The sequence below is a fragment of the Streptomyces sp. NPDC048506 genome, assembly GCF_040651315.1.
GTDB lineage: Bacteria > Actinomycetota > Actinomycetes > Streptomycetales > Streptomycetaceae > Streptomyces.
The window spans coordinates 24,930-46,760 of record NZ_JBEZIX010000012.1 but is presented as its reverse complement, the minus strand read 5'-3'; the positions used below and the strand labels follow the sequence as shown (position 1 = coordinate 46,760).

Genomic DNA, 21,831 nt, shown 5'->3' with positions numbered 1-21,831 from the left:
TGCGCGTGTGACATCAGAGGTTGCCCCCGTCGCGCGGGTTGATGTCCTGCCAGGCAGGGGTCTGCGAGAGCAGCTGTCCGAGCTGTTCCAAGGACGTCACCTCGTACACGTGCTGACTCGGGCAGCTCACGCACGAAATCCGCAGCAGGATGCGTTCCGTGCCGCCCTGGTCCGTGTAGTACAGCTCCAGGTGCTGACCCCCGGTCGTGTCGAGAGACGCGAAGGCTTGCAGGTGTTCCTCGAAGCTGAGGAGTCCCAGCACTTCCCAGTCGAGCGTGACTGCGGCGTCCCCCAGGAGGGTGCGTGCGTACTTCGACGCTGCGGTGATCGACCTCGGCCCCCAGGTGCGGAACGCGGCCTCCCGAGCGGTCTTGCGTCGCTCCTCTGCGGTGGTGAGGTGCTTGGCCGCAGCGAACATGATCGGGTGGCTCATCGGGGGCCTTCCAGAAGATCGATGATGCGGAGTGCGGTGCCGTCGCCGGGCTCATTGGCGAGGTGGAGAAGGACGTCCGCGTGGCACGGAGCATCAAGAGGGCATGTGCACATCAGATCGAGCCCCCGCAGCGCTCGGGCGAAGCGCGCGGCGTAGTGGCGGCCTACCGGGCCTCGGAGCGTGGCCGCGAAGAGATCCACCGACTCCGCAGCGCTCAGGGGAGGACCGAGCGGGGACCGGGCCCCGGCCGTGAACGGGTTCGCATACCGGCTGCGAGGACCGACGTAGGCACAGGCTGTGGGCAGTGCTGCGGCATCGCGGGATGCTCCGCGAAGGCGGACGGGCATCACGCCGCCCTCCCGCCGCGGCGCCGGTCGGCACCGATCATCGGCACGAGGGTCGTGACCATCTCCGCCAGGCGACTTGCCACGCGCGCCCCGGCGAAGTCGGTCAGGTCCGGCCCATTCTCATCGCGAGCTGGAAGGTTGGACGTGATGATCGTCGGCAAACAGTGGTTGTACCTGTAGTTGATCAGCCGGTACGTGATCTCTTCGGTCCATTCCGAGGTCTTCGCCGTACCGAGGTCATCGAGGAACAGGTACTGAACCCGGCTGAGTCGTTGCAGCTCGTATTCCGCGGCGCCCATGACCTGTGAAGGGCGCAGGTTGCCGTACATGTCCGCCGAGTTCACGGCGATCAGCTCGAACCGGTCCGGTGCGCCGGCCGCGATCCTCCGCAAGGCCCCGTATGCCTGGTGCGTCTTGCCCGTCCCCGTGAGGCCGGTGAGGAGCAGAGCACCAGCGGCGGCGTTGTCCGCGAGTGCGCGGTCGGCCCACTTGATGACCTCCGCCAGCGTGGCCTCAGCGTCACGGAACCGGGGAGGGGTTGCCTTCTGCCAGCGGCTCAGTGCGTAGTCGGCCCGAGCCCGGCAGTGCCACTCGCGGTCTCCGGGGTTCTCTTCCGGGGCCTCGTCGGCGGGGTCGACATCCGGCACGACCTGAAGTCCTTTCGCAGCGAGTATTCGTTCCATGGCGCGCATTGACCTGGCGCTGCCCGCGCGTTCCGGCTCTGCCATGATCAAAATCCGTTCTGGTAAGCGCTGGGGGCAGCGGTGTTCTGAAAGGGAATCCCGCCTCCGGACTGCCGACGCAACGGCACGACATTCCCTTGGGAGGCTGCTGCGGAAGCGTGCGAGGGCAGATCCGCCCAGATGCGCAGCAGGTAGCGGGCAGACTGTGGCGGGCGGTCGGCGTTCCACCGCCGCGCCACCATCTCGACCAGCCGTTCATTTCCCCAGCGTGCTGCGAGAGCTGTTACCCGATCCCATTCGGATTCGGTCAGTCGCCAGCCGACAAGCATTCCAGCGCTTGTTATGGCTGTTACCAGGTCCTTGGCTCCGTCCGGAACCTTCACCGAGTCCTGCTTGGCGGTGGTGTTCTCTCGGCGCGATCCCAGCAAGCTAGCTTGCTCTTTGGTGGTGGTAATACTCCCTACGGGAGTATTACCACCACGCACGCGCGAGGAAGAAACTTCCGAATCTGCGTGCTGAAACTTCCCACTTCCGGCTTCCAAGGCGGAGTTTTGGGAAGGAACTTCCTGGACCTTCTCTCCCGATTCTGACTCTTCAGGGCGCAGAGTAGGAAGTTCCTTCTCTGAACCGGTGCGGTCCGCAGCGGTCCCGCTGCACAGTAGTATTGAGTAGGTATTCGGGTTGGAAGCTCCCCCTCCCCGCTCGTGACTGAGTTCCCCGAGCCTTTCCAGCTCTCCGAGGCACTTCGTTATCGAGCGAGGCGTGAGACGAGTAAGCGTGGATATTTCGTCCAAGGTTAGCGTTGCCTTGCCGTCGTCGTCCGCCTCGCGGGCCAGCGCCAGCATGACGAGGCGCGAGCCCCTGCACGACTTTGATTGTGACCAGATCAGTTCGGTCGCTATGTCGCTCATCACTGCTCACCGCCGACTATCGCTATGCGACGGCGGAGGGAAAGGCCAAAAGAGTGGTCGTCCTCCGGGATGTAGCCGTCCTGATGCGGCTCCGGGGTGAGGTACAGCGTTTCGGTAGGGAGGTAGAAATCGTGGGCGAGACGCCAGTCGGCGGCCTTGCCGAAACTGCGCCTGACCATGCACGCCACTTCTTCTTCGGTCCTGCGGTCGATGAGCATGCGGTAGAAGTCCGATTCGAAGAGGTGGGTAACAGACCGGCGCTCGGGATAGACCCGCACGAGTACGGCTGTAGGTGCAATTTCTCGGATCGCGGCACTGATATTCGTGTGCCGAAATCCGGAGTGGCTGTTCTGAAGCATGGGGAGAACTCCCGTGAACGCAGGGTCCGCCGTGCGGAGGAATCGTTTCCTCGGGAGCGGCGTCAGGCCGCATCGGCGACGACGCGGAGCGGGGGCGTGCCCTGCCCCGCCTGCGACTTTCGGTAGCGACGGGCGAGTTTCAGCAGATACTCGTGCGTTACGCCGAGCCCGCGAGCGACAGCGGCAGCGTCCAGCGAGGGATCAGTGGCGAAGCGCGCAATCACGGCGTCCCGGGCGGTCTTGCTCAGTACCGCGGTGCACCCTTGAAGCGCGCCTTCTACAGCCTTCTCGTTGACTCGCTCTTGCCATGCCCGCCGCAGCTCTGAACGCTCCGAGGCCAGAAGGCCGCCCCGGATTCCAAACTCGTCGTCATCCTTCAGGGATTCCACCAGGCACCGGGCAGCGACGGCCAACGGGCATGACGCGCAGAGATTACGTGGACGGTTGAGGTGAATTCCCAACTTGGCTTTCACCAAGTCCGGGTCTTCGCGTGGACCGTCACAGAGAGGGACGAAAATGTTGATGTCCTGGTTGGCGCATCGGGCGGATTCCGCCCAGTGCTTGCCTGGAGCCTTCTTTGACTCCTCTATGAGGGGCAGCCAATTTCCCTGGCGTGCAGCCTCGATGAGGCTGAATATGTCAGTGCTCATTTGTATCTCGCGATGTTCACGGCGCCGCTTATTGTTGCAATCGGGCGCGAGAGGAGATCAGGAACGCTTACGAGAGCGCTTGGAAGGCTGAAGCGTCATCAGCGCCGACTCGTCATCCTTCTGAGCCTTTGCGCCAGGGCTGACGAAATGCATATCGGAAATCGCCTGGAGGTCGTCTTCCGCGAACTGAACGTACCTTCCGAGCTTCCGGTGTGGGAGCGTTGATATGCGCTCACGGAGCCACTTCTCCGGAATGTTCAGCCGTTCAGCGGCCTCGCTGTATCCGATGTGCAGACGCTTGTCGCGGGAGTCCGTAGTCCGATTGCCCAACAGGGCATCCAGAGCGCCGACTTGAGCCAAGAGGTCGACCACGGCCGCGAGTCCCTGCAAGTCGAGAGCCGGTCCAGCGTTCGCCGGTGCCACGGCCGCCATCACGCTTCCAGCCCGCACAGCTCAGCCGTCCGCAGATCGAAGGCATGGCCGCCGGAGGCTGCCCATCCGGCATGAGGGAACGAGCGGATGATCCACCGGGCGATGGTGAGCGCCTTCGCCCGAGGCACACGAAGGGTGCATCCTCGGTCGTTCACAGCGGTGAGCCCGAGGTGGGGCCACAGGGTCTGAGGGCCCTGGAGGCGCACCTGTACGACAGCGGCCTCGGGCAGCATGGATGCCAGTTGCGCGGCCAGCCGCTCGGCCGGGCCCGAAGCGATCTCCGGCTTCGGGTTGCAGTCCGTAGTAGGGGACATGCGACACTCCTTCATGAAGTACGCCGCTCCGTCGTGCCGTGCGAAAGGACACGGAGTGGCCGTTCGAGTGACCAGCGCCCCTGTCGGGAGCCGCGGATCACGAGCTGTCTGGCGTCCGAGAGGTGCGAACTCTCGGACGCCGATGGCGTTTTGAGGGGGAAGAGCCGCGCCTGAGTGATGCGCAGCTTCCCCTCTCCACCAGACCGGTCCACGATGGGAACCGCAGGTGGGCGAAGGTCGAGAGGGGTGCGAACCCGCTCGTTTTTCGCTAAGCTGAAGCTATCTTGGTTCGCACGAAAAGTCAACAGCCCGAGGTTTCCTCGGTTCATACAAAAACGAGGTCCGATGCCAGCTCGCCGTTTCGACAGAGAACGTGTGCGCGCGGTACGTCGAGCCGCGGACGTCTCGCAGGCCGACGTGGGGTCCGGCGTCGATGCTGCGGACTCGACGGTGGCGGGGTGGGAGTCGGGAGCGACGACACCCGATCAAGAGAAGCTGCCTGCTCTTGCCAAAGTGCTCAATCGGCCGCTGGACGACCTCTTCCCGCGCGACGGCTTGCCCGATTTGGCCGACCTGCGATGTGACGCCGGCCTCTACCGGTACGAGACGAAGGCGATCATCGGGACCAAGAGCGACGGGCCTGTGGCCGGAGCCGAACAGGGCGTCCGACGGCTCAAGGATCGGTACATCCCTCTCCTGGCGGCTGCCTACGGGGTGACCGAGGAGGAGTTGAAGCGCGCCCAGGATCGGTCTTTCGGAGAGGCCGACGAAGACGCCGCCGAGGCCGAGAAGGTGCCGGAGACGCTGGCCGAGAAGATCACTCTCCTACTGGAGCGCTCCTATCCGGGCCGAACCGCGCCAGGGGACCAAGAGATCGCGGACTCGGTGAACGCCTACGCGGGCTCCCAGGTCACCTCAGCCGAGGACATCGAGGCCCTGCGGACGGGTGAGGACGACGCACCGGTGCCCGTGGTCCTCGAAGGTCTGGCTCGGTTCTTCGACGTCTCCAAGCTGTACTTCGAGCCGAACGACGCCGTCGCTCGGCAGGTCTACGAAGGGCTCCGCCTCATGCAGGCGGCCAAGGAGGGCAAGGTGGGCCGAGTCCGAGCCCGCGGGATGAGCGCCGAGGGCCTGCCGGCCGATGTCCTCTCGATCCTGAACGACCTCGCCAGCGAACTGGACAAGAAGGCCGATCCAGGCACCGACAACTAGTGCCCTGTTTCCCGGACCCGCGAGGGCCAGGGAAACAGGGCACCAGCGTGCGGTTCCTACTGCCCCGTGCTGTTCGGCTCGTGGCGCAGACCGGAGGCGAACACGGCTCGGACTCCGCTCAGCGCGGAGAGATCCCCAAGCGGGTCACCGTCCACCAGGAGGAGATCCGCGCGGTAGCCGGGAGCGACCTTCCCCGTGACGTCGCCCAGGCCCAGTGCAGCGGCAGCTTGCGACGTCGCCATGTCGATGATCGAGGCGTTCGACAGACCCAGGTGCGAGTAGAACGACAGGGCCTGATCAAGTCCGTCGAAGCCGGCGCGCTGCACGCCTGCGTCCGTCCCCGCGATCAGGCGGACTCCGGCCTCGGCCATCTGCCGCACCAGATCGAACATCGCGTTGGCGCGGTCCTCGCCGAAGAAGCGCGGGAGCATCTGCCAGTGCGGGCTTACGGCTGGGCAGACGGTGATGTCCTTCGCGATGATCTGCTGGACCACGTCGGGCCGGAAGTCCAGGCCATCGCTCGACATCCAGGTGCAGTGCTCGATGGTGTCGACGCCCGCCTCGACAGCTGTGGCGATGCCGTCGGCACCGTGGGCATGGGCCGCGACAGGCACGCCCGCCTTGTGGGCTTCGTCTACCAGAGCGGCCAGTTCCTCCGCCGTGAACTGCGACTGGTGGCTCTTGGGACCGTCCTTCGTCAGACCACCACCGGTGACCATCGCCTTGATGACCCCGGCCCCGGCCGCGAGGTTGCGCCGTACGAGGTCGCGGATCTCGGCCTCGCCGGAAACTTCGCCGCCGAGGAAGTGACAGTGTCCGCCCACGGTGGTCGCCGGGGTGGCCGCGGAGACGATCCTCGGTCCCGGTGTACGACGATCGTTGATCTCGGCAGCCAGGCGAAGCGCCAGCCCGGCGCGGTCACCGAGATCGCGGACAGTGGTGACGCCACTGCGCAGAAGCTGTTCGCCACGACGCCGCATGTCCTCGAACAGAGCCTCGTCCGTCGAGCCCTGGAGGGTGGACACCGGATCAGGCCCGCCATCGAAAGCCAGGTGAACGTGCGCGTCGATGAGCCCCGGCAGGACGGTTCCGCCGAACTCGAATCGGGGCACGTCGGCCCCGGCCCGCTCCTCGATCTCCTTGCGCGGCCCGACGGCAGAGATCGACTCGCCCTCGATGAGAACGGCGCCGTCTTCCAGGTAGGTCCCCGAGCCGACGAGCACTCGTCCACCAGTAATCAGCATCGTGACTCCTTGATCTTGCGTGGCTATGCGGCTGCGCGCAGTTCGTCGGATACCGCAATCAGTTGTTTCACATCTGACTCGCGGTCGCTGCCCAGCGCCATCGCAAGGGGAACCGCGCGGCGGGGCGCGGGGACACCTTTTTCGATCCGGGCAGAGGCCCGGCGGAGCCGGGCGGCAAGCTCGGCGGAGTCGATGTTGAGGACTGTGCTGTCGTCACCCTCGTCCAGCAGGTAGGGGCTGATGTCCACTAGGCCGTCGCGGCACTCCACGATGCGGCGGTGGTAGCGCCGGTGCACGCCACGGGCTCGCCACCGGTCCAACGCGGCCGAGGACGCCGGCCTCAGCACGTTGTCCGGGTACGCCTCCGCCAGCAGCTCCCACAACGGTGCAAGACGGCGGTGATCGCGCCGGTGCTGGAGCCAGAGGCGCAGAGACGAGATACGGGTTCGGGCTCCGGAGTACGTGATGCCCGCCGCGAACAGCAGAACGGACGCCACCAAGAGGAAGGCGATGGCTGCCATCAGCGGTTCAGACACCGCTACGTCGGCAGCGCGAACGGCGACGATGACGGCGCGGATCGCGCAGGCCACCGCCATTGCTCCCAGACCTACGGCGGCCATCCAGAGCCCGGTGGAGTGCGGGCGCCGGGACATGCGGGCGTAGCTGCGAGTCCACCGGCACGCCATGCCGAGCGCGTACATCAGGTACAGGCCAGCGCCGCCGTAGAAGAACGCGATCTGCGGAATCGTCATGTCGGCCGTGCTGAAGGAGCCGGCGAATACGTCGCGCGGCACCGACTCGGCAGCCACAGTGATCGCCACCGCGACGACCGCAACAACGACGGCTTCCTTACGGGCCCTGCGCCGGCCCGCATCCTCGTCGGCGGCGGAGTAGAGGTAGAAGCACATCAGGAAGTACACCGCGAGAAGCAGCAGCACGTTCTGGATCAGCTTCGCCGTCCCATGGCCGGCGACGGTGTCGACGCCGGACGCGCCGCCGGGCATCGCTACGGGGTACGAGAGCCCGGCGCAGAGCAGGCAGAGGGTGACCGAGCGAAGAGGTGCGTCATGCGGGCTTCGCTTCCACTGGTAGAGCTTCCAGACCAGTGCGGCCAGGAGCCCCAGGAGCAGGAGTTCCACGTCTTACAGCCATCCTCGCCGGTCGCCGAGAGCTGCTTCGACCCGTCGCAGAGCGGGGTCATCAGCCGGAGGAGTGGAGCTTGCGAGCAGAGCCGACCACTCCAGGATGATCGTGGCCACGAGCTCGACGGAGCACTCCTCGCCGTCGTCGTACGAGCAGCGCTGGGCGACACGCTTGATCGACTCGGTACCGAAGACCGGCATCAGGGTGGCCCACCCCTCCACGTCGACGGCCGCCGCCTCTTCATCAGGCTCGGTATCCGGCGTGTCCGTCTCCACCTTGCCGGAGGCGTCCCCGGCAGCCTCCTCGTTCTCCGCCACGAGGATGTGCCCGACCTCGTGCAGGATGATGTGCTCCTGGTGCAGGCGGGTTGTCTCCTGCTGGTACAGAATCACGTCGTAGGTGTCGTACTCCGCCCACATGCCCGAGGGGCCGGGCTTGGGCAGCGGGGCCTCGCGCAGGAACAGAGGACGCCCGCGCCGTCGGCTCAGGGCCTGGCAGAGTTCGTCAACGTCAAGCGGGGGCGTGACCCCGAGGTCTTGCAGCTCGCGGCGTATCAGGCGATGCAGATCCTTCTCCACCGTCCGGGCCCCGGCCGGGCGCCAGCGCCCGAAGCGTCGGCGGCTGGCTCGGCCTTGAGCAGGAATCTTGGACTCCGCCGCGTCTCGACCACTCTTATCCGACCACACTGAGTAATCCCTCCAACCGGCAGGTGATGGCTCCCACGAGCCGGGCGACACCGCGCCCAAGTCGATGACGTCCGGTTCCCGGTGCCGGAAAGGACCGCAGCCGGATGAGCCTGCGCTCCACCAAGCACCTCGTAGAGGTTGTGGGATGCCGTGGCATCCAGGGGCCTCTTGCCTACTCGGCAGTCACGTACGCGAACGCGCACGGAGACCCGAGCGGGCGGCCCCGTGGAGCTTCCGGGAACCACTTTGGACAGTACGTGACGCTTCCGACAGGACATGGCCTAAAAGTCATGATCGATTCATGCAGTCCGCAGGTAACTGCGAGCGTCGAAAGCGGCTCAAAGCGACCATGTTCAATGTCGTACAACACCTTGAGCTGTGGCTTTATGTTCTGGCGTGAACGGGTCAACCTTCGCGAGACGTCGGTGGCTCCGTTATTAATCCGATACTTTTGTTGGTGGGAGCTCTTTCGCAAACAGTTGCTAAGCGGACAAAAGATCTGCCCAGAGGGTTTGTGGTGGCGGTCACTTTGGGGCAGTTCGGGCAACTAGCGCGTTTACGCTTTCAGCCATGTCGAACGCGATATCCGTCCAGCCGGACAGCTACCTGGAGTTCTGGAACGAGTACCACCTGTGCACGTTGACTACGATACGCCCCGATGGTCGACCGCATGTCGTGCCCGTTGGCGTGACCGTGGATGCTTCCGCTGGAGTGGCCCGAGTTATTACCCGCAAATCCAGTCGCAAAGTAGCCAACATCCTTGCGTGGGGCAGTGAAGCTCGCGTGGCTGTATGTCAGGTCGACGGTGGCCGCTGGGCCACGCTCGAAGGCGTGGCGGAGGTGTGCACCGACGAGGCGATTGTCCAAGATGCCGTTGCTCGTTACGGAGAGCGATACGGACGTACGCCGGCCCCGGACCCTGAGCGTGTGGTCATCAGGATCGCGATTGAACGAAGCATGGGGCAGACCCTCCCGGCACGCCCTCGTCCGTCCGTAGCGGCCGAGTAAGCCCGGTTGCCTTCTTCTCTCCGACGGCGCTGCCAGTGACGGGGGCTTCACGGGCATCGCCGACGGGGATGAGGCGGCAGGGGCGCGCCATCAGGCACGAGCACCTGGTTCGTGGGGGCGGTGCCGATCTGACCGCCGGTGTACCTATCCGCGAGGGGGCGGCGGACGCTTGACGACATACAACAAGGCCCCGATCCGAAGATCGGGGCCTTAGCTGTGGCTGGGGCCGGGGTCGAACCGGCGACCTATCGCTTTTCAGGCGATCGCTCGTACCAACTGAGCTACCCAGCCACGAAGTTCACGAGGAACTTCAGCGGTCCTGACGGGATTTGAACCCGCGGCCTCCACCTTGACAGGGTGGCGAGCACTCCAAACTGCTCCACAGGACCTTGCACATCGCGCATTCGGCTAAAGGGTACGCAATGGTGGGGATTGGTTCCGGCGCTGGCGCCCGAACCGAGTGCTGACTATACCCGACGAAGACCGACGAGCTGAAATGGGTATTTTGCCCGCTTCGCGGGTGCTGCACTGCTCGCCGGGGTTCGTCTGCCTGGACAGTTCACCCGCTACTTGGCCGTGCACCCCGCACCCCGCACCCCCTCCGAGGGGGTGCGGGAAGGCCCCACGGCCGTCACGCAGCCAGGGTGGACGCGGGCAGCGGTGCGTCCGGGTTCATGGCCCAGTCGACCGCAGCGACGACTTCGTCATCCAAGGCGTCGAGCAGGTGGCCATAACGGTCGACGGTCGTGGTGATGGACTCGTGCCCGAGGCGGCCCTGAATGGCTGGGAGCGGAACCTTCGCGGCGATGAGCCAGGAAGCATGCGAGTGCCGTAGGTCGTGCACGCGTGGGGCCTTGGTGAGCCCATCGGCGCGAGCGCCTTCGATCGCGGGGTGCCAGCGCAGGCTACGGAAGGTCCAGGTGTCCCAGTGCCCGCCCTTCGGCCCCGTGAAGAGGAGATCGTTGGGAGTGATGCCCTTGGCCCGCCTTCGGAGCATCTGGTCCAGGTTGCTGGTGATCACTATGGTCCGGCGAGCCTTCTTGGTCTTGGGGGCACCGAGGTAGGCCGCGCCGTCCTCGTCCCGCTTCCAGCCTCGCTGGATGCGGATCGCGGGCCGACCGTTGCGGCGCACGAGGTCCCGAGGCTGGAGCGCGGTGATCTCTCCCCAGCGGGCGCCGGTCTCGGCAAGAGCGTCGGCGAGTTCGCGAGCATCCTGGTCGACCAGGTGAGTGCGCAACAGTGCCCACTCGTCACGTTCGAGAAAGACCATTTCGTCTTCGACCCCGTCGTCCTTACGGGGGAGCCGGGTGCCTGCGCACGGGTTCTTCGTCCGCAGGGGCGGGTTCCGCTCCACCGCGCTTTGGCAGATGCCGGAGAGCAACCCGTGGACGTTGCGGATGGTCTTGGGGCTGAGTTTGCGGCGCTTGGTGCCTTCCGGGTCATGAGGCGCCGGCCGCCCGGCCTCCAAGTCGTTGACCCAGGTGCGTATGAGGTCTGAGGTGAGCCCGCCCTCCCCATCGCGCATCGAATAGCTGCGGAACCACGGGGAGAGCTTCTGGTGGACCAGCTTGCGGTACTCGGCCTTGGTGTCGCCCTGAACTCCGGTGAGCTGATCGATGTAGCGAAGCGCGAAGGGCTCGAAGAGTTCACCGGGTTGGCGTACGTCCTCGACGAAGCCGTGCCCGCGCACCCACCCCGGCGGCCACTGCTGGCCGTGGCCGTTCACCAGGTCCTTGAAGCGCTCGGCGGCCGTCTCGTCCTCGAAGACCTCCGATTCCTGCTTCCCGCCCCGTGCCCCGCCAGCACGCCACATCACCGTGTGGCTGACCGTGCCGTCGCTCTTTGCTCGCTGCTTGATGTACGCCATGCAGCGCACCGTAAATCAGATCGGTGCTGACACGGTGCTGACGTTATAGACACAAAGAGTCCCCCTGACCGGCGTTTCCGCTGGTCAGGGGGACAATGATCAAGGTGCCCCCAACGGGATTCGAACCCGTGCTACCGCCTTGAAAGGGCGGCGTCCTGGGCCACTAGACGATGAGGGCTGGTGGCCACCTTGGCGTCGTTACCGGCGCCGTCGGGGACGTGAGAAGCATATGGGATGGGAGGACCGTTCGCCAAAACGGTTTAGCCGGCGCCGCCGGAAGGGCCCCTGCCCGGGCCCGAACGGGCGCCGGACGAAGGGCCGGAGACCGGGTGGATCAGCGGGATGACGGGCGCCCGGACGGGCCGCGCGGCGACCGGCCGGACGGGTGAGGCGGGCCGGACGGCGCCGGGGTGGCGCCGGGTCGGTTCTCGCGGGGGAGGTGCCGGCTGACCTCGGCACGGGACAGCCCCAGCCCGCCGAGCGTGATCTCGTCCCACGCCTGGAGCCGCTTGGTGTGCCGGTCCAGGTAGAGCACCGACGCCTGGACCGGCGCGGGCCTGGCGTTCTGCACCGCGCGCAGCCCACCCCCGCCCGTGGAGCCCTCGACCATCAACCGGGTGCCGCGGGGGAGCGTGGTGTTCTCCCGGTGGTGGAGGTGGCCGGCCAGCGCCAGGGGGACCAGGCCGTCCGCCTCGGTCGCGGCGGCGGGATTGTGGGCCAGCGCGATGTCGACCGGGGTGCCGGCGAGCCGTTCGGTGCGCAGCGCGTCGGCGAGCCGGCCGCCGGCGGTGCGCTCCGCCGGGTCACCGGCCGGCACGACCGAGCGGTCCGGGGTGAACTGCGGATCGCCGACACCCGCGATGCGGACGCCGGCGACCTCGGTGACCTTGCCGTCGTCGAGGACGGTGACGTGCCTGCGGCCGGCCAGGTACGACTGCGTGGTGCGCGAGTCGTGGTTGCCGCGCACCCACACGTAGGGCGCGCCGAGCGTGGCGACCGGGTCCAGGAAGTGGTTCTCGGCGGCCGAGCCGTGGTCCATGGTGTCGCCGGTGTCGACGATCACGTTGATCCGGTACTGCTTCACCAGGGAGGCGATGATCCGCCAGCTGCCGGGGTTGAGGTGGATGTCGGAGACGTGCAGGACGCGGATGGTGGTGGGGTCCGGGCGGTACGCGGGCAGCGTCGAGGTGGCGTCGTAGAGCTTGGTGACGTTGGTGACCAGGCGCGCCAACTCCTTTTGGTAGACGTCGAATTCGCTGACGATGGCGCGGGCGTTGCCGACCACGGACGGGGCGGAGGAGAGCAGCCCGGAGAACTTCGGCTCCAGGACCGAGCGCGGGTTCCAGGTGGCGTACGCGGTGGCCGCGCAGGCGGCGAGCAGGGCGAGCGCCAGGCCGCCGGCGGCGAGCGCGCGGCGCGGGCGGCGGTGGACGACCAGCCCCAGCGCGGTGGCGCCGGACACCACGGCGACGCCGGACGCGAGGACCACCCCCAGGGCGCCGTGGGTGACGTCACGGACGACCTCGGCCTGGAGACCGGCGAACCGCTCGGGGTGGTCGACCAGCGCCTGGGAGCGGACCGGGTCCAGTCGGTCGACGTCCACGTCGAGCCGCACCGGCGCGGAGTGGCTGCGCAGCTCCAGGTCGCCGAGCGGCGGGACGGTGATCCGGGTGCCGCCGGCCAGCGAGGGCCGCAGCGCCATGCTGGTGTCCATCGGGCCGACGGGGACGTGGACGGTGCCCAGGAGGAGGAGCCCGAGCCAGGCGCCGAGGACGGCGACGGACACCAGCCCGAGGGCGGCGGACACGGGACGGCGCGGGGCACCGTCGAGCAGGCGGCTTCGGGATATGGAACGGTTCGCTGTCCGGGAACGCGCGACGCGGGCCATTGGTCCCGTATGCCCCGTCTGATGGTCGTTACGCCGGGGGAGGCGGCTCCTGCTCGCCCGGCGTGCGGAGGGCGGGCCGCGACCACCGCGTACGCCGCCCGTTGGCGGAGAATGGTGGTGTGCTGGATATGACGCGCGAGGAGTTCGAGGAACTGGTCGCCGAGGCGTTGGACCGGATCCCGCCGGAGCTGACCCGGCTGATGGACAACGTGGCGGTATTCGTGGAGGACGAGCCCCCGGCCGCCGACCCCGAGCTGCTCGGGTTGTACGAGGGGACGCCGCTGACCGACCGCGGCGAGTGGTACGCCGGTGTGCTGCCGGACCGGATCACCATCTATCGGGGGCCGACGCTGCGGATGTGCGCGACCCGCGAAGACGTGGTCGCGGAGACCGAGGTGACGGTCGTTCATGAGGTGGCGCACCACTTCGGCATCGACGACGAGCGGCTGCACGCCCTGGGATACGGCTGAGGCGCGTCGCACCGGCCCGTGGGGCGGTCGCCGGTCCTGGGATGGTCGCCGGTCCTGGGATGGTCACCGGGCCTGGGACATCGCCGGTCCGTGGGGCGGGAGGCCGCCCGTGGGGCCCGCGCTGCGCGATCGGCCCGGCGGTGCGCGTGTCCTCGGGCGGGGGGCGGGAGTTGGGCAGGGCGTCCGTGCCGCCGTCCCTGCGCTCCGGATCCGGAGGTCCCGCCGTGCGCCCGAGCCCCAGCCGTCACACATCCCCGAAACCGCCCGCCGCGCCGGCCCCCGCCGCGCCGCCACCACCGACGCGCCGGGCGCTGGCCCGTGCCACCGCCGCCGCCGTGACCGTCTCCGCGCTGGCCGCGTCCCTGGCCGGCTGTCTGAGCGTCAGCGACGCGCCCCGGCCGAAACCGGCCGACAGCGCCGCGCAGCACGACGGGAAGGACGCCCGGCCGGGCCCCGGCGTGACCGCGGACGGCCGCGGCAACGGGGCGCGGCGGACCGGTCGCAACGGTGCGGCGCAGCCGGCCGGCGGCGAGAAGGCCGGCGGGCCGCCGTCCGAGGCGACGCCCACGCCCTCCGACCCCGGTACGCCGTCCCGCCCGGTGAAGCCGTCCGGACCGGAGCCCGATGCGGGCGACGGTCACGACGGTTCGGGCGGCAAGGGCGGGCACGCCGGGACGCCGGGTCCCTCGCCGTCCCGCTCCGACCGGCCGTCCACCCCGCCGGCCTCGCCCACGCCCGACGCGCCCAGCGCGGAGCCGACCCCGCCGCCGAGCAGCCCGGCGCCCCCGCCGAGCGCCCACGCCTCCGGCCCGTCCCCCGTCGAGCCGATGTGGCCGCACGCCGATCTGGACGAGGAGACGGGGGCCTGACGGGTCGGACGGGGGGCGGCGTAGCCTTGCCGGAGCGGGGTGGCGGGTGGTGGTCGGTAGGCCATTTGCCATCCGGGGGGCGGAGTGCGTATGGTGGTAGATCGTTTGATCCCATTTGCCCGGCGCCAGAAAAGAAGCGCGCCGCGTGGCGCGTACTCTCCCTTGCCGTGGCCGGACCGCATTGAGGCGGTCGTTGTGAAACACACGGAGTTTGGGCGCGTGCCGAGACTCCGGAAGGTTTCGCATTTCGCATGTCCATTTCCACTGAGCAGTCCGTCGTGCCCGCGTTCGACGAGCAGAACGAGCCGGCGGCCGCCGAGGTGACCGAGGCCACAGCCGCCGCCGAGTCCTCCGTCGACACCGATGCCGACGCCGCGACCGACACCGACGCCGCGACCGACACCGTCACCTTCGCCGACCTCGGACTGCCCGAGGGCGTCGTCCGCAAGCTGGCGCAGAACGGCGTCACCACCCCCTTCCCGATCCAGGCCGCGACCATCCCGGACGCGCTGGCCGGCAAGGACATCCTCGGCCGCGGCCGCACCGGCTCCGGCAAGACGCTCTCCTTCGGTCTGCCGACCCTGGCCCGACTGGCCGACGGCCGCACCGAGAAGAAGAAGCCGCGCGCCGTCATCCTCACCCCAACCCGTGAGCTGGCGATGCAGGTCGCGGACGCCCTCCAGCCCTACGGCGACGTCCTCGGCCTGAAGATGAAGGTCGTCTGCGGCGGTACGTCGATGGGCAACCAGATCTACGCCCTGGAGCGCGGCGTCGACATCCTCGTCGCCACCCCGGGCCGGCTGCGCGACATCATCAACCGTGGCGCCTGCTCCCTGGAGGCCGTCGAGGTCGCCGTCCTCGACGAGGCCGACCAGATGTCCGACCTGGGCTTCCTGCCCGAGGTCACCGAGCTGCTCGACCAGGTGCCGGCCGGTGGCCAGCGGATGCTCTTCTCCGCCACGATGGAGAACGAGATCGGCACGCTGGTCAAGCGCTACCTGAGCAACCCGGTCAGCCACGAGGTCGACAGCGCCCAGGGCAACGTCACGACCATGACCCACCACGTCCTGGTCGTGAAGCCCAAGGACAAGGCGCCGGTCACCGCCGCCATCGCCGCCCGCAAGGGCCGCACCATCATCTTCGTCCGCACCCAGCTGGGCGCCGACCGGATCGCCGAGCAGCTCGTCGAGGCGGGCGTGAAGGCGGACGCGCTGCACGGCGGCATGACCCAGGGCGCGCGCACCCGCGTCCTCGCCGACTTCAAGGACGGCTACGTCAACGCGCTGGTCGCCACCGACGTCGCGGCCCGCGGTATCCACGTCGACGGCATCGACCTGGTCCTGAACGTCGACCCGGCCGGTGACCACAAGGACTACCTGCACCGCTCGGGCCGTACCGCCCGCGCCGGCCAGTCCGGCACCGTCGTCTCGCTCTCCCTGCCGCACCAGCGCCGCCAGATCTTCCGCCTGATGGAGGACGCCGGCGTGGACGCCTCGCGGCACATCGTCGGTGGCTCCGGCGCCTTCGACGAGGACGTGGCCCGGATCACCGGCGCCCGCTCGCTCACCGAGGTGCAGGCCGAGTCCGCCAACAACTCCGCCAAGCAGGCCGAGCGCGAGGTGAGCCAGCTCACCCGCGAGCTGGAGCGCCTCCAGCGCCGCGCCACCGAGCTGCGCGAGGAGGCGGACCGGCTGACCGCCCGGGCCGCCCGCGAGCGCGGCGAGGACCCGACCGAGGCGCTCGCCGCGGCTGCCGAGGCGGCCGAGGCCGAGGTCGCCGCCGAGGCCGCGGTGCCGGCCCAGACCACGTCCGACGAGCGTCGTCCGGCCTCCGCCGACCGCCGGGACGACCGGGGCAACTTCGAGCGCCGTGACCGTCGGGACGAGCGTCGTCCGTTCGACCGGGACCGTCGCGATGACCGTGGTGACCGCGGCGAGCGGGGTGGCTTCGGCCGTGACCGTCGCGACGACCGTGCGGGTGGTCGTTCCTTCGACCGTGACCGTCGGGACGAGCGTCGTCCGTTCGACCGGGACCGTCGCGATGACCGCGGTGACCGTGGCGAGCGGGGCGGTTTCGGCCGTGACCGTCGCGACGACCGTGCGGGTGGTCGTTCCTTCGACCGTGACCGTCGGGACGAGCGTCGTCCGTTCGACCGGGACCGTCGCGATGACCGTGGTGACCGTGGCGAGCGGGGTGGCTTCGGCCGCGACCGTCGCGACGACCGGGGCGGCTTCGGCCGTGACCGCGGCGACCGCCCGAGCCGTCCGTTCAACCGCGACGACCGCTCCGCCGGCCGCCCGTCCTCCGGTGGCTACCGCTCCGGCGGCGGCGACCGTCCCTTCAACCGCGACGACCGTTCCGCCGGCCGCCCGTCCTCCGGTGGTCACCGCCCCTACGGCCGTCGTGACGACCACCGCGGCGCCCCCGCCGGCTCCTACGGCCGCCGCGACGACAAGCCGCGCTGGAAGCGCAACGGCTGACCGCCGGCCCTGATCGACAGGGCTGACCGGACGCACCGACGCAGGGCCCGTACGCACGCAAGTGCCGTACGGGCCCTGTGCGTTGAGGCGCGTGAGGCCGGGGGGCGTGGGCCGTTTCGCGGCCCTCGTGCGCCCGTCGGGCCGGCGCGTGACGCCCTTCCGACCGGCTCAACCGCTAATGCCTTCGGGCTGTGGCGGATCCTCGGGCTATGCTGCTCGGTGCGGGCCATTAGCTCAATTGGCAGAGCAGTGGACTTTTAATCCATTGGTTCAGGGTTCGAGCCCCTGATGGCCCACCGAATCCCTCCCAGGTCAGGCCGTCTGACCTGCGGCTCAGCGCCCCGACCGGAGAACACCGGCCGGGGCGCTTCGCTTTTCCGGCCGCATGCGTGCGCGATGCGTGAGCGGACGGCGTGGCAGGCGCCCCGTCAGATACCGGGCGGGCGCGGCGGACGAGCCGGGCCGCGGCCGCGATGTCGTCAGCCGAGACCAGAAGCCCGGTCCGGGAAGAAGTCGGCGCTTTGGACGTACTCCATCGCTTCGGCGAATTCCGGGTCGCCGAGGCGGCGTTCCCTCTCCTGCGGGCTCACGTCCTCCACGCGGGTCTGGATCCAGTACAGGTTGCCCAGCGGATCGCGCACCCGCCCGACCCGGTCTCCGAAGAACAGGTGGGTGACCTCGGTGACCGAGGTGCCGCCGGCCGCGACGGCCCGCCGGTGCGTGGCGTCGGCGTCCTCGACGTAGAGGCGGAGGAAGCCGGGGGTCGGCGGCCAGTCCGGCCGCGCGTCGAACATCATCACCACCGAGTCGCCGATCCGCACCTCCGCATGCTCGATACGGCCGTCCTGGCCGGCGAGGCACGCCAGCTCCTCCGCGTCGAACGCCCTCTTCATGAAGTCGATGAGCTGCACCGTGTCGGGAGAGATGATCCACGGCGTCACGGAGTGGTAGCCCTGGGGAACCGGCTTGACGGACATCTGGCTCATCTGGCTGCCTCCTGGGGTGCGAGTGCCTCAACGTGGTGATGACGCTAGGTCCCTTGTAGGTCAGTTCCTGTCCTAGAAGGCGCCCCGGTGGGAGAGTGGCCCCCGAGGTTCAGCCGGTGGCGGTCGCGGCCGGGCAGGTGCGGTGCCGGACCCAGGCGGCACCGGCTGCGACGGCACCGATCATTCCGACCAACGCGATCGGGATGGTGAAGAGCAGCTGGAAGTACCCGACCACGTACGCCCCGAAGACGCCGATCGCCCAGCCCAGCAGGGCCGCTGCCACGAGGATGACGGGAAGGGCCTTGGTCAGGGCCCGCATGGTCGCGTCGCGGGCGGGGTCGAGCGGGCGCTGGAGGCTCTCGGCCACGGCGCGCCGGACGAAGAAGAAGGCGGTCGCCAGGCATGCGACCCAGCCCACCCACATCAGAGGAACGCCGGGATCGGGGAACTTGCGCACGTCCCGCAGCACATGCCCGTCGAGCGTGGTCGTCAGTGATTCGCTGCTGGGGTCGAAGAGGTGGGACGTGCCCATCCACCAGAAGAGGAGCGCGGCAAGGGCGGGGAGCGCGGCGCCAGTGGCCGCCGCGAAGGCGGTCTCCTTCAGGCGCCGGTGCTCGGGCACCAGACCGCGTTCGACCGCCCAGGAGGTGGCCAGCGCCTCGATGTCACCGCCGATGTAGTCGGCGGGCGACCGGCCGTCGAAGGCGGCGGCGGTCAGGTCCGCAGCCAGTTCCTCGGCCATCTCATCGGCTGCGCCCGGTTCGATTCCGAGGCGGCGCCACACCTCCGTGGCCTGGTGTATCGCGTCCTCGACCGTCAGCGTCATGATTTCTCCCGTGCGGGCTGGGTGATGATCGAGCCGATGCTCGTGGCGAATGCGTCCCAGTCGCGGCTCCACGACCGGAGCATCTGCATGCCGGCTTCGCTGGGCCGGTAGTAGGTGCGGGCGGGGCCCCCGCCTCCGCTGCGGCGCTCGATCTCGACCAGCTCGCGCTTGCGCAGGCGCGCCAGCGCCGGGTAGATCGAGCCGTCCGCGACGTCGAGCCCGGCCTTGGCGAGCCGGACGGTCATCTCGTACCCGTAGACCGGGGCCTCGGCCATCAGGGCCAGTAGGCACATGTCCAGCACCCCTCGTAGCCACTGGGCGCGTGGGGCGGATGTCTCCTCCATGGGACCAGTACCTTACACAGCATGAGTCATGCACTACAAGGTAGTGCGTTGCGGCGTAGTGCGAGGCAAGGCACTGCGGTGCTCCTCTACGGCACGGCTCCCGGGCCCACCTCCGGGCCCACCTCCGGGCCCACTCCCGGGCCACCCGTCCGGCCCCCAGGGCTCGCCGGACGCTCCGGTAACCGAAAGCCTTGGGACGTCGAGGCGGCCGACGCGTCGGGGCTCGTACGTACGGACGGGCGGAGCGGGATGAAGCCGGTGCGGATGCGGCAGCATGACGGGGCTCCTGCGGGTGACGACGCGGAGCGGCGGGCGGACCGCGTCCGGAGGCCACCGCCGGGGCGGCGCCTGATGCGCTGGCTGCCCGCGGTCCTGATCGTCGGGGGCCTGGCCTTCGACATGAGCACCCCGCCCAGCTACACCGCCGCCCCCTTCTTCTCCGCCGCCCCACTGGTCGCTGCGCCGCTGTTCTCGCTGCGGGCCACCGTCCTCACCGTGTTGGCCGCCCTGGCGGGCGAGATCTGGGTGGTCGCCTACCGCAGCACCGACACGGGGTACCACCAGTCGGTGACGGAGGTCGCCACGGTCTTCGTCGTGGCCCTGCTGGCGCTCGGCATCAACCGGGCGCTCCGGCTGACCGGCGCTCGGCTGGCGTCCGTACGGGACGTCTCGGAGGCCGCCCAGCGCGCCGTGCTGCCGGTGCCGCCGGAGCGGCTGGCCGGGTTCGCGGTCGCCGCCCGGTACCTGGGTGCGCGGGTGGACGCCCGGATCGGCGGCGACCTCTATGCGGTGCAGGACACCCCGCACGGCGTACGGCTGATCGTCGGCGATGTGCGCGGCAAGGGGCTGGAGGCGGTGGAGGCCGCGGTGGTGGTCATCGGCGCGTTCCGGGAGGCGGCCGAGCAGGAGGTCACGCTGGAGGCGGTGGCGGGCCGGCTGGAGCGGGCGCTGCAACGGGAGGGCCGGCGGCGCGCGGGGATCGAACGGGCCGAAGGGTTCACCACGGCGGTGCTGGCCGAGCTCCCCGCTGACGGTCAGTCCGTCCTACGGGTCCTCAACCGGGGCCATCCGGCTCCCCTGATGCTCACCCCGGACGGCGGGCTGCGCGAACTGGTCCCCGCGGCGCCGGCGCTGCCGCTGGGGATGAGTGACGTGGCGAGTTGGCCGGACCGGTCGGACGAGACCTTCTTCCCGGCCGGTGCGCTGCTGCTGTGCTTCACCGACGGCGTCACCGAGGCCCGCGACGGCAGCGGTTGCTTCTACGACCCGTCGGACCGGCTGCGCGGCCGCCTCTTCGCCGGTCCGGACGGCCTCCTGGACACCCTCGTCGAGGACGTCGCCCGGTACACGGGCGGGGCGCAGGCGGACGATATGGCCCTGCTGGCGGTGCAGCGGCCGATGGGGACGTGAGGGGGCCTCCTCGGCGGGCAGTTGGCCGGGACGGGGGCGGGGACGGGGGTGGTGGACGGTGGGTGGTGGACGGTGGGTGGTGGAGGGTGGTCCGGTCTACGCCGCGGGTCCGGTCTGCGCCGTGGGCTCGGCCTGTGCCGTGGGGTCCGGCAGGCCGCGCAGGCTCTGTCCGTGCTGCCCGGTGCGGGCGACCGGGCGCCCGTCCAGGGCGAGGGTCAGCAGCAGTCCGTCCTCCGAGTGCCAGGAGTCCTGCTCCGGCCCGGCGGTCCACGGCAGGACGGAGTGGTGCTCGTTGGAGATCCAGTGCCCGCCGCCGGGGTGCCCGTCGAGTACCGTGCGCACACGGTCCGCGAACTCCACGCGGCGGGCCGGCGCGAGGTAGGTCAGCACCGCGCTGTGGAAGACGACCAGGGTCGCCTCGGGCGGCGCGGCGGCGGCCAGCGCGGGCAGCTCGTCGATCAGGTCCCCGCGAGCGATCCGCGGCCGCGGCGCCGTGCGCACCGCCTCGACGGCCGCCGAGAGGTGGGCCGCCCGCTCCTCCTCGCCGGGCCAGACGAGCGCCCGCAGCCAGCGCAGGTCGTCCGGCTCGGCGACGGCGTCGAGCGGGTTCAGGTCGATACCGGCCCGCCAGACGACCTCCGGCATCCGGTCGGGCAGCCGCCCGGCCGCCGGCTCGGTACGGCATGTGAAGAGCGCCGGGCTCGTCGCCGGGCCCAGCTCGGTCGTCCGGACGGCGCCCCCGGGGTCCTGCCGGTACGCGTAGCGGTAGCGGTAACGGTCGGGGTGCAGACACAGGCCGGCCGAGGTGCCGACCTCCAGCAGGGCCAGTGGCTGGGTGAGTCGGGCGAGCAGCGGCAGCAGGGTGGCGCAGCGGGCCGGTTCGTTGGTCTGGGTGGCGCGCTGCATGACCACCGCACGGACCTCGTCCCAGTGCCGGACCGTCCACTCGCGCCAGCGACCGTAGGCCGCCTCGTCCCGCGGTCCGTGTTCGGCGTGCGGGCCGTCGAGGTAACGGACCGCGGCGAGCAGGAGGTTCGGCTGCTGTTTGTTGCCGGCCGGCAGCGACCCCGAGAGCAGGTCGCAGAGCTCCGGGTCCTGGCTGATCCGCGCGGTCAGTTCGGTATGGGCGGCGGAGCGGCCGTACGCCTCCCACCGCGAGAAATGTCGGTACCGCCGCGCCACGTCCTGGGCGCTACCGCTGATGACCCCGCTCCCGGTGTTCCCGGTGTTGACGACCATGATCCGACGTTACCCAGTCACACTGGGTAA

At 69.4% G+C, this 21,831-nt stretch carries 23 protein-coding genes and 4 tRNA genes; 7 read left to right on the top strand and 20 right to left on the bottom strand.

What is annotated here, in order from left to right; genetic code table 11:
• Positions 1 to 13: 13 nt before the first annotated feature.
• The 8 genes from AB0C96_RS11955 to AB0C96_RS11920 form a co-directional block, all read right to left on the bottom strand.
• Positions 14 to 433 carry a DUF6195 family protein gene (locus tag AB0C96_RS11955; RefSeq protein WP_129281817.1) on the bottom strand — a complete coding sequence of 140 codons (420 nt, stop codon included), beginning with the start codon at positions 431 to 433 and terminating at the stop codon, positions 14 to 16.
• On the bottom strand, positions 430 to 780 hold the full coding sequence (locus AB0C96_RS11950; protein ID WP_362916276.1) for a DUF4326 domain-containing protein: 351 nt from the start codon (positions 778 to 780) through the stop codon (positions 430 to 432). The genes AB0C96_RS11955 and AB0C96_RS11950 overlap by 4 nt, the downstream gene beginning before the upstream one ends.
• Positions 780 to 1,508 carry an ATP-binding protein gene (locus AB0C96_RS11945; RefSeq protein ID WP_362916272.1) on the bottom strand — a complete coding sequence of 243 codons (729 nt, stop codon included), beginning with the start codon at positions 1,506 to 1,508 and terminating at the stop codon, positions 780 to 782. The genes AB0C96_RS11950 and AB0C96_RS11945 overlap by 1 nt, the downstream gene beginning before the upstream one ends.
• 2 nt (positions 1,509 to 1,510) lie before the next feature.
• The gene (locus tag AB0C96_RS11940) at positions 1,511 to 2,374 is read right to left on the bottom strand and encodes a hypothetical protein (RefSeq protein ID WP_362916271.1); all 864 of its coding nucleotides are present in this window, start codon (positions 2,372 to 2,374) and stop codon (positions 1,511 to 1,513) included.
• The gene (locus AB0C96_RS11935; RefSeq protein WP_362916269.1) at positions 2,374 to 2,733 is read right to left on the bottom strand and encodes a hypothetical protein; all 360 of its coding nucleotides are present in this window, start codon (positions 2,731 to 2,733) and stop codon (positions 2,374 to 2,376) included. Before AB0C96_RS11935 ends, AB0C96_RS11940 begins: the two co-directional genes overlap by 1 nt.
• Before the next feature lie 62 nt (positions 2,734 to 2,795).
• Positions 2,796 to 3,383 (bottom strand): WhiB family transcriptional regulator, encoded by a 588-nt coding sequence (locus AB0C96_RS11930; RefSeq protein WP_362916267.1) that lies wholly within the window; start codon positions 3,381 to 3,383, stop codon positions 2,796 to 2,798.
• A gap of 57 nt (positions 3,384 to 3,440) precedes the next feature.
• Positions 3,441 to 3,755, bottom strand: coding sequence for a hypothetical protein (locus AB0C96_RS11925; RefSeq protein WP_362916265.1), 315 nt, complete (start codon positions 3,753 to 3,755; stop codon positions 3,441 to 3,443).
• Between the two features lie 59 nt (positions 3,756 to 3,814).
• A complete protein-coding gene (locus tag AB0C96_RS11920; protein WP_362916263.1) occupies positions 3,815 to 4,129 on the bottom strand; it encodes a transcriptional regulator in 315 nt (104 codons plus the stop codon).
• A 345-nt stretch (positions 4,130 to 4,474) separates the two neighbouring features.
• Here AB0C96_RS11920 and AB0C96_RS11915 point away from each other — a divergent pair, with 345 nt between their 5' ends.
• Complete coding sequence (locus AB0C96_RS11915; protein WP_362916261.1) at positions 4,475 to 5,341, top strand: helix-turn-helix transcriptional regulator; 867 nt, start codon at positions 4,475 to 4,477, stop codon at positions 5,339 to 5,341.
• A 56-nt stretch (positions 5,342 to 5,397) separates the two neighbouring features.
• Here AB0C96_RS11915 and AB0C96_RS11910 read toward each other — a convergent pair whose 3' ends face one another.
• From AB0C96_RS11910 to AB0C96_RS11900, 3 genes are read right to left on the bottom strand one after another with little or no spacing between them, the layout of a single operon-like run.
• Positions 5,398 to 6,585, bottom strand: a complete 1,188-nt coding sequence (locus AB0C96_RS11910; protein ID WP_362916259.1) for an amidohydrolase family protein — start codon at positions 6,583 to 6,585, stop codon at positions 5,398 to 5,400.
• 23 nt (positions 6,586 to 6,608) lie between these two features.
• The gene (locus tag AB0C96_RS11905; protein ID WP_362916257.1) at positions 6,609 to 7,724 is read right to left on the bottom strand and encodes an MAB_1171c family putative transporter; all 1,116 of its coding nucleotides are present in this window, start codon (positions 7,722 to 7,724) and stop codon (positions 6,609 to 6,611) included.
• Positions 7,725 to 7,727: 3 nt separating this feature from the next.
• Positions 7,728 to 8,306 carry a hypothetical protein gene (locus AB0C96_RS11900; protein ID WP_362916255.1) on the bottom strand — a complete coding sequence of 193 codons (579 nt, stop codon included), beginning with the start codon at positions 8,304 to 8,306 and terminating at the stop codon, positions 7,728 to 7,730.
• A 678-nt stretch (positions 8,307 to 8,984) separates the two neighbouring features.
• On the opposite strand from AB0C96_RS11900, the gene AB0C96_RS11895 reads away from it, so the two are divergent.
• Positions 8,985 to 9,422, top strand: a complete 438-nt coding sequence (locus tag AB0C96_RS11895; protein WP_362916253.1) for a PPOX class F420-dependent oxidoreductase — start codon at positions 8,985 to 8,987, stop codon at positions 9,420 to 9,422.
• Positions 9,423 to 9,639: 217 nt separating this feature from the next.
• On the opposite strand, the gene AB0C96_RS11890 is transcribed toward AB0C96_RS11895, so the two are convergent.
• From AB0C96_RS11890 to AB0C96_RS11870, 5 genes are all read right to left on the bottom strand, one after another.
• Positions 9,640 to 9,713 (bottom strand) — tRNA-Phe (locus AB0C96_RS11890).
• A 23-nt stretch (positions 9,714 to 9,736) separates the two neighbouring features.
• Positions 9,737 to 9,811 (bottom strand) — tRNA-Asp (locus tag AB0C96_RS11885).
• Positions 9,812 to 10,053: 242 nt separating this feature from the next.
• Positions 10,054 to 11,289: a site-specific integrase gene (locus AB0C96_RS11880; RefSeq protein WP_362916251.1), complete on the bottom strand. Its 1,236-nt coding sequence runs from the start codon at positions 11,287 to 11,289 to the stop codon at positions 10,054 to 10,056.
• A 105-nt stretch (positions 11,290 to 11,394) separates the two neighbouring features.
• Positions 11,395 to 11,467: transfer RNA gene (locus tag AB0C96_RS11875), tRNA-Glu, on the bottom strand.
• Positions 11,468 to 11,623: 156 nt separating this feature from the next.
• Positions 11,624 to 13,177, bottom strand: a complete 1,554-nt coding sequence (locus AB0C96_RS11870) for a metallophosphoesterase (RefSeq protein ID WP_362916249.1) — start codon at positions 13,175 to 13,177, stop codon at positions 11,624 to 11,626.
• A 119-nt stretch (positions 13,178 to 13,296) separates the two neighbouring features.
• Between AB0C96_RS11870 and AB0C96_RS11865 the strand changes: the two genes are divergently transcribed.
• From AB0C96_RS11865 to AB0C96_RS11850, 4 genes are all read left to right on the top strand, one after another.
• Positions 13,297 to 13,647 carry a metallopeptidase family protein gene (locus tag AB0C96_RS11865; protein ID WP_362916248.1) on the top strand — a complete coding sequence of 117 codons (351 nt, stop codon included), beginning with the start codon at positions 13,297 to 13,299 and terminating at the stop codon, positions 13,645 to 13,647.
• A 335-nt stretch (positions 13,648 to 13,982) separates the two neighbouring features.
• Positions 13,983 to 14,516: a hypothetical protein gene (locus tag AB0C96_RS11860; protein ID WP_362916246.1), complete on the top strand. Its 534-nt coding sequence runs from the start codon at positions 13,983 to 13,985 to the stop codon at positions 14,514 to 14,516.
• A gap of 251 nt (positions 14,517 to 14,767) precedes the next feature.
• On the top strand, positions 14,768 to 16,996 hold the full coding sequence (locus tag AB0C96_RS11855; RefSeq protein ID WP_362916244.1) for a DEAD/DEAH box helicase: 2,229 nt from the start codon (positions 14,768 to 14,770) through the stop codon (positions 16,994 to 16,996).
• 223 nt (positions 16,997 to 17,219) lie between these two features.
• Positions 17,220 to 17,292: transfer RNA gene (locus AB0C96_RS11850), tRNA-Lys, on the top strand.
• A gap of 183 nt (positions 17,293 to 17,475) precedes the next feature.
• On the opposite strand, the gene AB0C96_RS11845 is transcribed toward AB0C96_RS11850, so the two are convergent.
• From AB0C96_RS11845 to AB0C96_RS11835, 3 genes are all read right to left on the bottom strand, one after another.
• Positions 17,476 to 17,973, bottom strand: coding sequence for a VOC family protein (locus AB0C96_RS11845; protein WP_362916503.1), 498 nt, complete (start codon positions 17,971 to 17,973; stop codon positions 17,476 to 17,478).
• A 118-nt stretch (positions 17,974 to 18,091) separates the two neighbouring features.
• The gene (locus AB0C96_RS11840) at positions 18,092 to 18,808 is read right to left on the bottom strand and encodes a hypothetical protein (protein ID WP_362916242.1); all 717 of its coding nucleotides are present in this window, start codon (positions 18,806 to 18,808) and stop codon (positions 18,092 to 18,094) included.
• Positions 18,805 to 19,152: a PadR family transcriptional regulator gene (locus AB0C96_RS11835; protein WP_362916240.1), complete on the bottom strand. Its 348-nt coding sequence runs from the start codon at positions 19,150 to 19,152 to the stop codon at positions 18,805 to 18,807. Before AB0C96_RS11835 ends, AB0C96_RS11840 begins: the two co-directional genes overlap by 4 nt.
• Before the next feature lie 351 nt (positions 19,153 to 19,503).
• Between AB0C96_RS11835 and AB0C96_RS11830 the strand changes: the two genes are divergently transcribed.
• Entirely contained in the window at positions 19,504 to 20,562 is a 1,059-nt protein-coding gene (locus AB0C96_RS11830; protein ID WP_362916501.1) for a PP2C family protein-serine/threonine phosphatase, read from the top strand.
• A 96-nt stretch (positions 20,563 to 20,658) separates the two neighbouring features.
• Here the strand turns inward: AB0C96_RS11830 and AB0C96_RS11825 are convergent, their stop codons facing one another.
• Positions 20,659 to 21,801 carry a DUF2332 domain-containing protein gene (locus tag AB0C96_RS11825; protein ID WP_362916238.1) on the bottom strand — a complete coding sequence of 381 codons (1,143 nt, stop codon included), beginning with the start codon at positions 21,799 to 21,801 and terminating at the stop codon, positions 20,659 to 20,661.
• Positions 21,802 to 21,831 lie beyond the last annotated feature (30 nt).